A 15,427-nucleotide genomic window follows, 5' to 3' on the forward strand; every position below is an offset into this window, starting at 1 on the left:
CATAGCAGTTCTTGTGTATATGTGTAAGGTTAAGTGTGGTAACTCAACAATACAACATATATTCAAAAACTGCTACTTTTTTTGTTAAAAAAAAGTGGAAAATTCACGTACCTGGGGCTAGCCGCCGCGCTAGCGGCTTGGTACAATCCATATATACAGTTACCTATAAACATTATATCAAGGATAAGGTTTGCATATGGATTTACAGAGATTGACGATTGGACAAATGGCACAACTGAACCACATTTCAGAGCAGACACTCAGGCTCTATGACAGAGAAGGGATTTTGAAGGCACAGGAAGTTGATCCCGAGACAGGTTATCGGTATTATCACATTTTGCAATCGGCCCGCATCGATTTGATTCAAAATATGAAGATGTATGGTCTTACATTGAAAGAGATCCGCAGTCTGCTTGATTGTGGAGGTACAGAACCGGTAAAAGAGAAATTAGAAGTGCAGTATGCAGATATTTGCAGCAGACTGCAGGAACTGGAGCAGATTCGGGGAACGCTTCGAAGGGTTTTAGAAAACTATAAAAAAATACGAAGCACTTCCTAAAAATGGAGAGATTTTTCTGGAGTATCAGCCTGAAAGAAGAATTTACAGCTGTTTTTGTCAACAAGATTTTTTTCGGGAAGATGAATCTGGGTATGAATACATGTTAAGACAGATGAAAAACCAGTTGATACATAATGATGTTCCGCTGTCATTATTTTGCAATATCGGGACGCTGATTCGAAAACAGTGTATTGCACAAGGGAATCTTTCTTCGCATGAAGTGTTTTTATTTGCAGATGACCGATTAGAACATTGCGAGATTCTCCCTGCCGGGATGTATGTATGCATATGTGAGGATGATTTTTCAAAGGAGGCAGTCTGCGCCAGAAAACTGTTAGATCATATTAAGAAAAGCGGCTATACAATTGCGGGAGATTATATTTGTGAAGTAGTAATTGATTTTCCTGTGATGGAAGAAGAGAAGCGGAAGATGTTCAGCAAGATGCAGATTCCGGTAACTTTATCTTGACTCTATACATACAATAGGCTTTATGATAAGAATATAACAAAAGTGCACTGAAAGTAATTCTAAGCAGAAGATGCAGGAGGTATTGTATGGATCGAAAAGTTAAGTATGTACAATATGGATGTGGAAGAATGAGCCGTTGGTTAATGAGGTATGCAATCGCAAAAGAATGTGATCTTCTTGCAGCGTTTGATGTGAATCCGGCCATTGTTGGAAAAGATGTTAGTGAGATTATTGGAAATGGTTACCCGGAAGTGGGTGTGAAAGTATCTGCCGTAGAAGACGCGGACAGAATGATCGGAGAATTGAAACCGGATGTGTGTATCATTGCGACAAGAAGTACAGTTGCCGAGTTGGAGGATATTTTTACAATCTGTGCAAAACATGGGGTAAATGCAATTACTACCTGTGAAGAGGCATTGTATCCATGGAATTCTTCTCCTGCACTGACAGCTAAACTGGATGCATTGGCAAAAGAAGGCAGATGTACACTGACTGGCGTAGGTTATTGTGATCTGTTCTGGGGTACTATGGTAACTAACTTAATGGGTTCTTCTTTTGAAGTGAAAAAAATTGTCGGCAGCAGCTGGTATAATGTGGAAGATTATGGAATCGCACTTGCAGAGGGACATGGAGCAGGACTTCCACTGGATAGATTTGAGACAGAGATTGGGACATGTAATCACTGGACTTCCGATGAGATTAAGCAGAAAGTGGAAAGCGGAGAATATGTTCCGTCTTATATGTGGAATCAGAATGGCTGGCTCGCAAGCAAGCTTGGATTGACAGTGGTTTCTCAAACTCAGAAATGTGTTCCTTGCACATGGGAGACTGATTTATATTCAGAAACGCTCGGAATGACTATTAAGGCTGGTAATGCAACGGGTATGAGAGCAATTGTTACAACTGAGACAGAAGAAGGAATTATTTTAGAAACTGAGTGCGTAGGAAAAGTATTTTCTCCGGAAGAATTTGATAAAAATGAGTGGACACTGTATGGAGAACCGGAAACAACAAGTATTGTAAATAGACCGGCCACGGTAGAGCTTACATGTGCAACTCTGGTTAATCGTATTGCACAGCTAATTGATGCTCCGGCAGGATATGTAACGACAGACAAGTTTCCGTATAATGAGTATATGCTCCGGCCAATCAATGAATATGTAAAAACGAAATAGAACCGAAAATAAAACGAGCCTCTGTTGCCAGCGGATGATGCCGCGGCAGCAGAGGCTCATACTTTTATGAGAAGATTTCCATACTTCTTTTTAAGATTCCTTTCATATGCGCGATTGCCATACCATAGTTGCTGACAGGTATGTTCTGGTCTTTGGCACAGAGAAGGCGGTATTTCATTTCGCGTTCATTTAGCATACAGCCGCCGCAGTGGATGATGAGACGGTATTTTTGCAGTTCTTCAGGAAATTCCGTTCCGCTTGTGAATTCGAACTGCAGTTGTTTTCCTGTATGCTTTTGAAGCCAGGCTGGAAGCTTTTCAGTACCAATGTCGCCGCACTGGCGGTGATGGGTACAGCCTTCCGAGATGAGAACAGTATCCCCGTCTTCTAGCTGGTCGATCGTAAGAGCCCCTTCTGAGAGGAGACTCAGGCTGCCCTTGTATCTGGCAAACAAGATAGAGAAAGAAGTTAATGGGAGTTCTTGCGGAGTAAGCCGGGCAACTTCTTCAAATACCTGGCTGTCAGTAATGACAAGCGCAGGTTTCTTGCCAAGTGATGCAATTGTACCGGGCAGTTCTTCCGGAGATACAACAATGGAAATACCGTGACCGTCAAGGATATCCCGGATTGTTTGCTGCTGCGGAAGGATGAGGCGGCCTTTTGGAGCTGCTTTGTCAATCGGAACAACAAGAATAACAAAATCAGAAGGAGCGATCAGATCCCTTACAAGGCAGCTGTCGGATGCATTATCAGGAATCTGTGCGGCAATCATTTCTTTTAACTCCTGAATATGGTAGCCGGTAATGGTGCTGACACAGATTGTATTGGAAGACTCCTGGATTTCTGGAAGTGTTTCACACCAGTCAATTTTATTTAAAACAGTAACGTAAGGAATTTTTTTATCGCGGATCCGTTTTAAAATTGCTTCATCTTCTTTTGTAAATCCGACAGAGGCATCCACTACAAGGATGGCAATATCCGTTTTATTTAGAACTTGATATGCTTTTTGGATTCTTTGAGCGCCCAGATCTCCGATATCATCAAGCCCTGGAGTATCGATGATGACAACCGGGCCGAGCGGGAGCAGTTCCATTGCTTTCGAGACGGGATCGGTTGTTGTTCCCTTTATGTCTGAAACGATAGCAAGAGACTGTCCGGTAATGGCATTGATCACACTTGATTTACCGGCATTGCGTCGCCCAAAGATTCCGATATGGATGCGGTCGGCGGCAGGTGTATTGTTCAAACTCATAAGTCTCAGTCCTTTCAAAGTATCAATCATAGAAATTATTGTGAAAAATTAGAACCGAAAATCACGTTTTCCGCCCTGTTCCATTTCTTTCAGGTACTGAACAACTCTTTCTTTTACTTTTTCATTCGGAATGTTTTCCAGTTCTTTTTGAATGAGTGCTTCTCCGACTTTCTTTGTCTCAGGAGCGGCATAGTCTTCCAGATATTCTTTTAATGTCATCAGAGCATTTGGATGACAGCAGTTCTGAATCTGACCGCTCTTGCAAAGAGACATGAAACGATCTCCGGTGCGGCCTGCGCGGTAGCATGCAGTACAGAAACTTGGAAGATAGCCCATATCCATAAGCCATTTCACAATCTCGTCCAGTGTACGGGTATCGCTTACGTCAAACTGTGCTGAATTTTCTACCTCCGGCTCCGGTTCGGCATAGCCGCCAACGCTTGTCTTAGAACCGCCGCTGATCTGGGAAATACCAAGATGAAGGACGCGTTCACGGCTCTTCTGGCTTTCTCTTGTGGAAATGATCATACCTGTATAAGGAACCGCAATACGGATGCAGGCAACAATTTTTTCGAAAATGTCATCGCTGATACTGTTATCAAAGTCATTAACATCAATATCATCAGCAGGACAGAGGCGCGGCACACTGATCGTATGAGGACCAACGCCCCATACAGCTTCCAGATGTTCTGCATGCATCAGAAGTCCGGCAAATTCATAGCGATATTTATCAAGCCCAAAGAGGACACCACAGCCGACATCATCGATACCGCCTTCCATTGCACGGTCCATAGCCTCCGTATGGTAATTATAGTCATGTTTCGGTCCGGTTGGATGGAGCTCCAGGTAGCTTTCTTTATGGTATGTTTCCTGGAATAAAATATAAGTTCCGATACCGGCTTCTTTTAACTTGCGATAGTTTTCCACAGTAGTTGCAGCAATATTCACATTGACACGGCGGATCGCGCCGTTTTTATGCTTAATGCTGTAAATTGTTTTAATGGATTCCAGTACATATTCAATTGGGCTGTTGACAGGATCTTCGCCTGTTTCCAGAGCAAGTCGTTTATGTCCCATATCCTGAAGTGCAATAACTTCCCGGCGTATTTCGTCCTGTGTCAGTTTTTTGCGGGCGATATGTTTATTTTTTAAATGATACGGGCAATAAGTACAGCCGTTGACACAATAGTTTGAAAGATAAAGCGGTGCAAACATAACAATGCGGTTTCCGTAGAAATCTTTCTTGATCTGTTCTGCAAGTGCGAAGATTTCCTGTGTCTTTTCCGGAAGATCACATGCCAGAAGGACAGATGCTTCCCTGTGGGAGAGGCCTTTGCGCTCTTTTGCTTTTTCGATAATTTCTGAAATGAGCTGTTCGTTGTGCTTGTTCTGTTCAGCATAGTCAAGTGTCTGAAGAATCTCTTCGTGATTAATAAATTCGTCTGCAATTCTTGATTTTGGATCATAGATAGCCATAATATTGTTCTCCTTTTCTTATCTTGTAAGCGTGATGCCGTTTATGATATTACTTTTGAGTCGCCGCGGGCAGTGACGACAGTATAGCCCATTTCTTTCATGCGTATTCGAAGTTCTGCAAGATGCTCTGCTGCTTCTAATCCACTGAAAGGTTTATTATCATACAAATGATAGTGTTTTCTTGTGTTGGACGGTGACAGGTTAGGCATAATTACATTCGCTCCGGCAAGAATGCCGAGTTCTCTTCCGTCCGGGCGGATGGCGCCGAGTGCTGTAGTAGCCGGAAGAAGCACTTCCGGGATCATAAGCCGTACAAGACCGAGTATGAATAATGTCTGTTCGATCGTACCGGAAGCTTCTTTGGCAAACGGGGTATCGTGATGAGGGATAAATGGGCCAATGCCGATCATGTGCGGCATTAGATCTTTTAAAAAGAGCATATCTTCTGCCAGATGTTCTGCTGTCTGGTATGGAGAGCCGATCATCATGCCTGCACCGGTCTGATAACCGATCTCTTTCAGATCATACAGACATTTCTGACGGTGTGAAGCTGAAAGAGAAGCGGGGTGAAGCTTCTGATAATGTGAGATGCTGGCAGTTTCATGGCGCAGCAGATATCTGTCAGCGCCTGCCTCAAAGAGCGCCTGATAACTGTCATGGGATTTCTCGCCGGCAGACAGAGTAACAGCACAAGCCGGAAAATCCTTTTTTATCTGGCGAATGAGCGCGATCAGACGTTCATCGGTAAAGTAACCGTCCTCTCCGCCCTGCAGCACAAAGGTACGAAAACCGAGGTCGTATCCGACCTGACAGCAGGAAAGGATTTCGTCCGGTGTGAGCCGAAAACGATTTGTGTTTTGATTGCTTTTGCGGATTCCGCAATAATAGCAGTCATTTCGGCAGTAATTTGTAAATTCAATTAGACCTCGGATGTAGATTTCATGTCCATAGACTGCATCGCGGACTTCTCTCGCCTGCGCAAAGACATATTCAGACAGTTCCGGCGTCTGACTGCTAATGAGTTCGATCCACTCTGATTTTGTAAGGCTGTGTTCAAAACGCAGCTTATCAACCAATGTTTTCATATATGATCTCCTGTTATCTTTTATCCTTTATTTCAGCGGGCGTCTTTGCATAAATTGTTTTAGTGCTGATGCCGGAAAGCATACCAATCTTTCCGGACAGAGCGCTGATAATATCGCCCGGTGCATCTACCGCTATGCTGATAATGGAAATATTACGCTCCCGGTAAGGGATGCCCATGCGTCCGACGATATATTTGCCGTAAGAACTGAGAAGCCGGTTCAGATCATCAATGTGTTCTGTGCTCTCCACGATAATTCCGATCAGAGCGATTCGGTTGTCCATAAGGTATCCTCCTCGTAAATATAAAAATACCCATACTTGGCGTATGGGTATAAGAAATAGGCACACAGTTATGTGTACATATTACCAAATCTTAAATCTCACGCCTTTTTGCTTAGGAAAAACCTTTGCAATTAGTACTGTTTTAGTATATCACAGGTGAAAAAGAGACTGCAATAATAGATATTTTATTATCATGTATGATAAAATATTGACATTGAATTCTGGGATTGATATAATTTGACTGAAGTTTAAACCATAGTCCAAAAGGAAGAGATAGAGATGACGCTAATTACGAATATACAAAAATATTCCATTCACGACGGAGATGGGATCCGGACAAGTGTATTTTTTAAAGGATGCCCGTTAAATTGTGTGTGGTGCCATAATCCAGAGACACAGGCATTTCAGAAGGAAGTCATGTACGATGAAGAGAAATGTGTCGGCTGCTATCGATGTGCAGAAGCCTGTCCGGAACATGCGATTAAGAAGATTGACGGAAAAGTATGGACGGATAAGGAAATCTGTGAGCAATGCGGAAAATGTCTTGATTATTGTGTGAGAAATCTCCGGGAAATTGCAGGAACGGAATGGGAGATTGAAGACCTCGTGAAAGAACTGAAAAAAGATGAGATGTTTTACGAGGAATCAGGAGGCGGTGTGACTTTATCCGGCGGAGAAGTCATGTCTCAGAATATGAATTATATAGAAAAACTTGTGAAAAGGCTGAATCAGGAAGGGATTTCTGTTACAATAGATACATGTGGATTTGCACCGTATGAGAACTTTGCGAGAATCCTTCCGTATATTGATACATTTTTATATGATATAAAAGTTATGGACCATGAGAAACACAAAAAATATATCGGAGTGGATAATACATTGATTCTGGACAATGTCACCAGGCTCAGTCAGGCAGGAGCAAGAATTTATATCCGGATTCCAACGATCAAAGAAGTAAACGGTGATTTGGAGAGCATGGGTGCAATCATTGCATTTTTAAAAGAAAATGGAATTCATCCGGCACAGGTCAATCTCCTTCCGTATCATAATACAGGTTCCGGAAAGTATGGTAAGCTTGGGGAGCACTATGAAGGCTCAGATCTTCATACACCATCGAAAGAAGAGATGAAAGAGTTTCAGCAGTTGTTTATCCGTGAAGGATTTCAGAATACAAAAATAGGAGGTTAAGTTCATGGAAGAGAGAGGAATGAACGCAAGAATTAAAAATCTGCGCAAACGCAGTCTTGACACAGCGGCACATATTGATATGGAGCGTGCCAGAATTGAAACAGAGACATATAAGCAGTATGAGGGAGCTGTTTCTATTCCGGAATTAAGAGCGCTTGTGTTAAAAGAGTATTTTTCAAAGAAAACACTGTATATCGGAGAGGGAGAATTGATCGTTGGAGAGAAAGGAAATTCTCCACAGGCCGCACCGACATTTCCGGAACTTTGCTGTCACACGGTAGAAGATATGCACATTATGAATGATCGTGAATTGATCAGTTTTAAAGTGCGTGAAGAAGATTATAAATTCCAGGAAGAGACGATTATCCCATTTTGGGAGAAACGTTCTATCCGCAAAAAAATCATCGACAATATGACACCGGAATGGAAATCTGCTTATGAGGCGGGAATCTTTACAGAGTTCATGGAACAGCGCGGTCCTGGACATACGGTAGGTTCTTTTAAGATTTATGAAAAAGGCTTCCTGGATTACAAGGCTGAAATCGAAGCTGCAATCGCAAAACTTGACTTTGCAAATGATAAAGAAGCTTTTGAAAAACGGAATCAGTTAAGAGGTATGGCAATTGCCTGTGACGCGATCATGATTCTCGGAGAACGCTATGCGGCATATGCAAGAGAGCTTGCAGAGAAAGAAACAGATGAAACTAGAAAGCAAGAGCTGCTTCAGATTGCAGCAAACTGTGATGTCGTTCCGGCACATGCACCTCAGACATTCTGGCAGGCAATCCAGACATACTGGTTTGTACATTTGAGCGTAACAACAGAATTGAATCCGTGGGATGCTTACAGTCCGGGAAGATTGGATCAGCATTTGAATCCATTCTATGAGCATGATGTGGCAGAAGGTACTTTGGATGATGAGAAGGCATTGGAATTATTAGAGTGTCTTTGGGTAAAATTCAACAATCAGCCGGCTCCGCCAAAAGTAGGAATTACTCTGAAAGAGAGCAGCACCTATACAGATTTTGCAAACTTAAATACAGGAGGAATCACACCGGATGGAGAAAATGGTGTCAACCGCGTTAGCTATCTGATTCTTGACTGTATGGATGAAATGAAGCTGCTTCAGCCGAGTTCTAACGTGCAGATCAGCCGTAAGACGCCACAGAAATTCCTGAAACGTGCCTGTGAGATTTCCAGAAAAGGTTGGGGACAGCCTGCTTTCTACAATACAGAAGCAATCGTACAGGAGCTTTTGAATGCAGGTAAGACTTTGGAAGATGCCAGACGAGGCGGTACAAGCGGATGTGTTGAAACAGGTGCATTCGGAAATGAAGCATACATTCTGACAGGATATTTTAACTTGCCGAAGATTTTTGAGCTGACATTGAATAACGGTTATGATAAAGTTGCTAAGAAACAGCTTGGACTTCAGCTTGGTTATGCAACAGAATTCAAGACATTTGATGAACTTTTTGATGCCTATAAGAAACAGATTGAGTATTTCCTTGATATTAAGATTCAGGGAAGCAATGTCATCGAGAAGATTTATGCAGACTATATGCCGGTACCGTTCCTGTCAATTATTACAAACGATTGTATTTCTAAAGGAAAAGATTACAATGCAGGCGGCGCCCGCTACAATACAAATTATCTTCAGGGTGTTGGAATCGGAACAATTACAGACTGTGTTGCAGCTGTGAAATATAATGTTTATGACGAGAAGAAATTTACAATGGAAGAGCTGATGCAGGCGCTGGATGATAATTTTGAAGGCCATGAAGTGATCTGGAATCTCGTAAGCAATAAGACGCCGAAGTATGGAAATGATGATCCGTATGCAGATGAGCTTATGAAAGAGATCTTTACATTCTATCAGAAGAGTGTAACAGGACGTCCGAATATGAAGGGCGGTACATACCGCATTAACATGCTTCCGACAACCTGTCATGTATATTTTGGTGAAGTCATGATGGCAAGTCCAAATGGACGTCTGGCGCATAAGCCTGTTTCAGAAGGAATTTCTCCGGAGAAGGGCGCTGATGTGAATGGACCTACAGCGGTTGTAAAATCTGCTTCCAAGATGGATCACCTTCAGACAGGAGGAACGCTTCTGAATCAGAAGTTTACACCGAGTGTTGTTGCAGGAGAAGAAGGGCTTGACCAGATGGCAAATCTGATCCGTTCTTACTTCAATATGGATGGACATCACATTCAGTTTAATGTAATTGACCGCCAGACTTTAATCAACGCACAGAAACATCCGGAAGATTACAAAGATCTGATTGTTCGTGTAGCCGGATACAGCGATCATTTCCGTAACTTGAGCAAAGCACTTCAGGATGAGATTATTGAGCGTACAGAACAAAGCTTCGAATAATCTGTATATGAAAATCTCAATACGATAAAGGCACCATTGATTATTTTTGAAATTTCATGTAACATAAAGAAGAAATACGAATATGTCGGTCAGAAATGGCCGGCATATTTTATATCTCAATGCAGAGATAGGAGACGAAGAAAGAAGGAATATAATGAAAATCAGTGGACTTCAGAAACTGACACTGTTAGATTATCCGGAAAAGGCAGCATGTACGATCTTTACATGCGGATGTAATTTCCGATGTCCGTTCTGTCATAACGCATCACTTGTAACACATACGGAAGATGCGGGTAAGCTTGCGGAAGAAGAGTTAATGGCATTTTTGGAGAAGAGAAGGGGAATTTTGGACGGTGTTTGTATTACCGGAGGAGAACCGCTTCTCTGGGATGACTTAGATTGTTTGTTGGCGAAGATAAAAGAGCTCGGATACCTTATTAAACTGGATACAAACGGAAGTTCCCCAAAGCGACTAAAAGAACTGGCGCAAAAGGGACTGATTGATTATGTTGCTATGGATATTAAAAATGCAAGGGAGCGTTATGGAGAGACAATAGGAATTCCGGGATATGATACTTCTGCGGTAGAGCAATCAGCAAAATGGCTCTTGGAGGGACATCTTCCCTATGAATTCAGAACAACTATTGTCAGAGAATTTCATAAAAAAGAAGATATTTCCAGAATCGGAGAATGGCTTTTGGGGCAAAAAAATACTATCTTCAGAAGTTCGAAGACTCGGAAGACGTGATAGAACAAGGGCTTCACAGTCATACAGATCAATGGATGAAAGAGGCGGGAGAGCTTGCGGCGAAGTACATGAAGAATGTATATTTGCGCGGAATTGTATAAATTATCAGATAACAAGATATGGTTATACACAATTCATGTATACACTATATCTTGTTCTTCTTTTATTGACACCCCGATTTGACAGTGCTAAAATGAACATCACACGGGGAGAACGAAATGAGAACAAGAAAGGAAGATAGCAATGTATCAGGTAATCAAACGTGATGGTAAGATCGCAGAATTTGATTTGAATAAAATATCAGTAGCAATTGCAAAAGCATTTGATGCACAGGATAAACAATCTCATCCAAGCATCATTGACATGCTCACGCTGAAAGTGACAGCAGACTTTGAACCGAAGATTAAAGATGGGTTAATCCAGGTAGAAGAGATTCAGGACAGTGTAGAAAATGTCCTTGTACAGTCAGGATATTCCGATGTGGCAAAGGGATATATTTTGTACCGCAAGCAGCGTGAGAAGATCCGCAATATGAAATCTACATTGCTTGACTATAAAGATATCGTGGACAGCTATGTGAAAGTAACAGACTGGAGAGTGAAGGAGAATTCCACAGTGACGTACTCTGTTGGAGGATTGATCCTCAGTAACTCCGGTGCGATTACTGCGAATTACTGGCTTTCAGAAATTTATGATGAGGAGATTGCCAATGCACACCGCAGCGGCGATATTCATATCCACGATCTTTCGATGCTGACAGGGTATTGTGCGGGATGGTCATTAAAACAGCTGATTCAGGAGGGATTAGGCGGTATTCCGGGTAAGATTACATCTGCTCCGGCGAAACACTTGTCTACACTCTGCAATCAGATGGTAAACTTTCTTGGAATTATGCAGAATGAATGGGCGGGTGCGCAGGCATTCTCTTCCTTTGATACCTACCTTGCACCGTTCGTCAAGACAGATCATCTCACTTATGAACAGGTAAAGAAATGCATTGAATCCTTTATTTACGGGGTAAACACACCGAGCCGCTGGGGAACACAGGCGCCGTTTTCCAATATTACACTGGATTGGACAGTACCGAATGACCTGGCGAATCTTCCGGCGATCGTTGGCGGCAAGGAGATGGAGTTTACTTACGGAGACTGTAAGAAAGAAATGGATATGGTCAATAAGGCATTTATTGAGATTATGATTGAGGGAGATGCCAATGGAAGAGGATTCCAGTACCCGATTCCGACCTATTCGATCACAAGTGATTTTGACTGGTCCGATACAGAGAATAATCGTCTCTTATTTGAAATGACAGCAAAATACGGCACACCGTATTTTTCTAATTATATTAACAGTGATATGGAACCGAGTGATGTGCGGAGTATGTGCTGCCGTCTGCGGCTGGATCTGAGAGAACTCCGTAAGAAATCAGGCGGCTTTTTTGGAAGCGGCGAGAGTACAGGATCTGTCGGTGTTGTAACGATCAATATGCCAAGAATCGCATATTTGTCAAAGAGTGAGGAAGCGTTTTATCATCGTCTTGACCGGATGATGGATATTGCAGCAAGATCTTTAAAGATTAAGCGGACAATTATTTCCAGACTGTTGGAGGAAGGATTGTATCCATACACGAAGCGTTATCTCGGAACATTTGATAATCATTTCTCAACCATCGGTCTGATCGGTATGAATGAGGCAGGGCTGAATGCAGACTGGCTTCGTGCAGATATGACTCATGAATGTACACAGGAATTTTCAAAAGCGGTGTTAAATCATATGAGAGAGCGCCTTTCTTCTTATCAGGAGGAGTACGGAGATCTCTATAATCTGGAAGCAACACCGGCGGAATCAACAACTTATCGGTTTGCAAAACATGATGTGGAGCAGTATCCGGATATCATTACGGCAGCTGAACCGGGCGGAACACCGTACTATACGAACAGTTCACATCTACCGGTTGGTTTTACAGAGGATATTTTTGATGCGCTCGATATCCAGGATGAGCTGCAAACGCTTTACACATCCGGAACGGTATTCCATGCATTCCTCGGAGAAAAGCTTCCGGATTGGAAGGCGGCAGCAACGCTTGTCCGCAAAATTGCAGAGAATTATAAATTGCCGTACTATACGATTTCACCGACATATTCTGTATGTAAGGATCATGGCTATTTGAGTGGAGAACAGTATTCATGTCCGATTTGTGGAAACAAAACAGAAGTATATAGTCGTATTACCGGATATTATCGTCCGGTGCAGAACTGGAATGACGGAAAAACGCAGGAATTTAAAGAGCGTAAAGTCTATAATGTGTTAAAATCCGGCATGGAAGGGCACACAAATGCTGCGAAAGAAGAGACGGCAGAGCAGTGTGCAAAGCAGATTTGTACAGAGCAGATGTGTCCGAAAAGTACAGAGAAGGTGAAAACACTTCTTTTTACAACAAAGAAATGTCCGAATTGCAGTATTGCCAGAAATACGCTGGAAGATGCAAAGATCGATTATGAGTTAGTCGATGCGGAAGAACATAAAGATCTTGCAAAGAAGTATAAAGTGATGCAGGCGCCGACACTTGTTGTAATCCGTAATGGAGAGGTCGAAAAAGTGGCCAATGCATCCAATATCAGAGCGTACGCAGAGCAGATTTAGGAATGGAGAACTGCTTATGAAGATAGCATTCATGGAAAATGAATTTTGGTACGGAACCTGTGTAAAGTATGGCATGCAAATGCCGATCGGACCGGAAACAGAGTTGGAATTGGATTTCAGGCAGAATCCGACTCCGAATCAGGCAATGCCGCTGTTAGTTTCCACAAAGGGCAGATATCTCTGGAATGAAGCAGGATTTTGTTTAAAGGCGGCGAAGGGAATACTGGAAGCAGAGGATACATGTGAACTTGGAGAGACCGGAGGACATCTGAGAGAAGCGTATCTGGCGGCAATGAAAAAGCATTTCCCATTTCATAAAATGCCTGCAAAAGAGTTATTTCAAATGCCTATCTATAACTCCTGGATTGAATTAACATTTGATCAAAATGAGAAAGATATTATGAATTATGCAGAGAATATTCTGAAGCATGGGATGCCGGCCGGTGTGCTTATGATTGATGATGGCTGGTCTGAATGTTATGGAGACTGGAGATTTCACAGCGGAAAGTTTCCGGAACCGGAGAAGATGCTGGAAAGACTGCATGAGATGGGTTTTAAAGTAATGGTATGGGTTTGCCCGTATATTACCGCTGATTCGGTTGCTTATCGAGAAGCAGAGAGAGAAGGGATTCTCATTTGTACAGAAGACGGAGATCCATATATTGCAAAGTGGTGGAATGGATATTCCGCAGTACTGGATCTGTCGAATCCAAAGACGGAGGAGTGGCTTCACAGGCAATTAGAAAATCTGTGTGCAATTGGTGTGGATGGATTTAAGTTTGACGCAGGAGACAGCATTTACTATCGTGAAGATAATGTGACCTACAGGAAGATAACTCCGGATGAGCAGTCTCAAAAATGGGCGGCATTCGGAGAGAAGTATCCGTTTAATGAATTTCGTGTGACATTTCGTGCAGGAGGGAAGGCGCTTTTACAGCGTTTGTGCGATAAGGAACATTCCTGGGGAGAGACCGGGATTGCTTCTCTTATCCCGGATACACTGCTTCAGGGAATTACAGGGCATCCGTTTGGCTGCCCGGACATGGTTGGCGGCGGAGAGTATCTGAATTTTCAAAATATGGAACATTCCGGATTAGATGAAGAATTATTTGTCAGACATTGCGAGATTGCATGCCTGATGCCGGCAATACAATTTTCGGCAGCGCCATTTCGTGTGCTTACAAAAGAGAACTTTGGAGCGATTCAAAAAAGTATTTCGGTGCGGGAGAAATATCTTCCTTACATCATGGAACAACTGGAAGAAAGCAGATGTTCAGGAGAACCGGTCATACGCTATATGCCATATGAGTTTCCGGAAGAAGGTCTGGAAGAAGTAACAGATCAATTTATGCTTGGCAGCAGATATCTTGTAGCACCTGTGTATGAGAAAGGGAAAACAGGCCGTGAAGTATGGATTCCGAAAGGAAAATGGTTTTATCAGGGCGAGGAACTTATCTCCGAAGGAGAGAAAAAATATTATGAATCAGAGCCTGGGGTACCGCTGATCTTTGAACGGATAAAAAAATAGATTTTGGTGATTTTGTCACAGAACAGAATTATTTTTTGGAATATAATGTGCTCATAAAGAAAAGAAAATTTAAGGAGGACAATATTATGTCAGCTATCAATATTAATACAAATAATTTTCAGAGTGAAGTTATGGATTCTGAGAAACCTGTTCTGTTAGACTTTTGGGCATCCTGGTGTGGACCTTGCCGCATGGTTGTTCCAATCATCGAAGAGATTGGAGAAGAACGTTCTGATATTGTTGTAGGAAAAGTGAATGTGGAAGAACAGCAGGATTTGGCAAGACAGTTCCGGGTAATGAGTATTCCGACACTTGTTGTGATCAAAGACGGAAAGGTTGTGAATCGTTCTGTCGGTGCGAAAAGTAAAGATGAGATTCTTGCAATGCTGTAAGAACCAGAATATGAGGAGCAGTGGGGACTGCTCCTTATTTTTGTTTGCGCGCCATGGGCGCGCTCTAACGGGTGCAAGTCCCGAACATGCCCAGGTAGTGGGAAGTGTATAGCTGAACAGCAAGGGTGTCCATCGTGAGATGGAATCTGAAGGAAGCTGTAGGCAAACCTCTGGTCCGACGGACAGAAATCGCATAGAAGGCTGGGTTCCGAGAGATAAGTTGGCAAAATACAACGAAGTCGGATTACT

The 15,427-nt window shown here is 42.6% G+C and carries 13 protein-coding genes; 9 read left to right on the forward strand and 4 right to left on the reverse strand.

Features of this window, described 5'->3' with window-relative positions:
• Positions 1-196: 196 nt before the first annotated feature.
• The 3 genes from DWX73_RS11005 to DWX73_RS11015 all read left to right on the forward strand — a co-directional run bounded on the left by DWX73_RS11005 (position 197) and on the right by DWX73_RS11015 (position 2,203).
• Positions 197-559, forward strand: coding sequence for a MerR family transcriptional regulator (locus tag DWX73_RS11005; protein WP_118348811.1), 363 nt, complete (start codon positions 197-199; stop codon positions 557-559).
• Between the two features lie 100 nt (positions 560-659).
• Complete coding sequence (locus DWX73_RS11010; RefSeq protein ID WP_118348812.1) at positions 660-1,028, forward strand: hypothetical protein; 369 nt, start codon at positions 660-662, stop codon at positions 1,026-1,028.
• Positions 1,029-1,114: 86 nt separating this feature from the next.
• The gene (locus tag DWX73_RS11015; RefSeq protein ID WP_118348813.1) at positions 1,115-2,203 is read left to right on the forward strand and encodes an NAD(P)H-dependent amine dehydrogenase family protein; all 1,089 of its coding nucleotides are present in this window, start codon (positions 1,115-1,117) and stop codon (positions 2,201-2,203) included.
• Positions 2,204-2,267: 64 nt separating this feature from the next.
• Here the strand turns inward: DWX73_RS11015 and hydF are convergent, their stop codons facing one another.
• The 4 genes from hydF to DWX73_RS11035 are packed head-to-tail and all read right to left on the reverse strand — an operon-like array spanning position 2,268 to position 6,299.
• On the reverse strand, positions 2,268-3,455 hold the full coding sequence (gene hydF / locus DWX73_RS11020) for a [FeFe] hydrogenase H-cluster maturation GTPase HydF (protein WP_118348821.1): 1,188 nt from the start codon (positions 3,453-3,455) through the stop codon (positions 2,268-2,270).
• 48 nt (positions 3,456-3,503) lie between these two features.
• The gene (hydG, locus tag DWX73_RS11025; protein WP_118348822.1) at positions 3,504-4,925 is read right to left on the reverse strand and encodes a [FeFe] hydrogenase H-cluster radical SAM maturase HydG; all 1,422 of its coding nucleotides are present in this window, start codon (positions 4,923-4,925) and stop codon (positions 3,504-3,506) included.
• A 47-nt stretch (positions 4,926-4,972) separates the two neighbouring features.
• On the reverse strand, positions 4,973-6,016 hold the full coding sequence (hydE, locus tag DWX73_RS11030) for a [FeFe] hydrogenase H-cluster radical SAM maturase HydE (RefSeq protein WP_118348814.1): 1,044 nt from the start codon (positions 6,014-6,016) through the stop codon (positions 4,973-4,975).
• A gap of 13 nt (positions 6,017-6,029) precedes the next feature.
• Positions 6,030-6,299, reverse strand: coding sequence for a TM1266 family iron-only hydrogenase system putative regulator (locus DWX73_RS11035; protein WP_118348815.1), 270 nt, complete (start codon positions 6,297-6,299; stop codon positions 6,030-6,032).
• 279 nt (positions 6,300-6,578) lie between these two features.
• Between DWX73_RS11035 and DWX73_RS11040 the strand changes: the two genes are divergently transcribed.
• The 6 genes from DWX73_RS11040 (at position 6,579) to trxA (ending at position 15,178) form a co-directional block, all read left to right on the forward strand.
• Entirely contained in the window at positions 6,579-7,487 is a 909-nt protein-coding gene (locus tag DWX73_RS11040) for a trans-4-hydroxy-L-proline dehydratase activase (protein ID WP_118348816.1), read from the forward strand.
• Between the two features lie 4 nt (positions 7,488-7,491).
• On the forward strand, positions 7,492-9,867 hold the full coding sequence (hypD, locus tag DWX73_RS11045) for a trans-4-hydroxy-L-proline dehydratase (protein WP_118348817.1): 2,376 nt from the start codon (positions 7,492-7,494) through the stop codon (positions 9,865-9,867).
• Between the two features lie 154 nt (positions 9,868-10,021).
• Entirely contained in the window at positions 10,022-10,615 is a 594-nt protein-coding gene (locus tag DWX73_RS11050; protein WP_330413637.1) for an anaerobic ribonucleoside-triphosphate reductase activating protein, read from the forward strand.
• Between the two features lie 243 nt (positions 10,616-10,858).
• Entirely contained in the window at positions 10,859-13,258 is a 2,400-nt protein-coding gene (locus DWX73_RS11055; RefSeq protein WP_118348818.1) for a ribonucleoside triphosphate reductase, read from the forward strand.
• A 16-nt stretch (positions 13,259-13,274) separates the two neighbouring features.
• On the forward strand, positions 13,275-14,786 hold the full coding sequence (locus DWX73_RS11060) for a glycoside hydrolase family 31 protein (protein WP_118348819.1): 1,512 nt from the start codon (positions 13,275-13,277) through the stop codon (positions 14,784-14,786).
• Between the two features lie 86 nt (positions 14,787-14,872).
• Positions 14,873-15,178, forward strand: coding sequence for a thioredoxin (trxA, locus tag DWX73_RS11065; RefSeq protein ID WP_118348820.1), 306 nt, complete (start codon positions 14,873-14,875; stop codon positions 15,176-15,178).
• Positions 15,179-15,427: the final 249 nt, after the last annotated feature.

Source organism: Coprococcus sp. AF21-14LB, assembly GCF_003458885.1.
Classification (GTDB): domain Bacteria; phylum Bacillota; class Clostridia; order Lachnospirales; family Lachnospiraceae; genus UBA9414.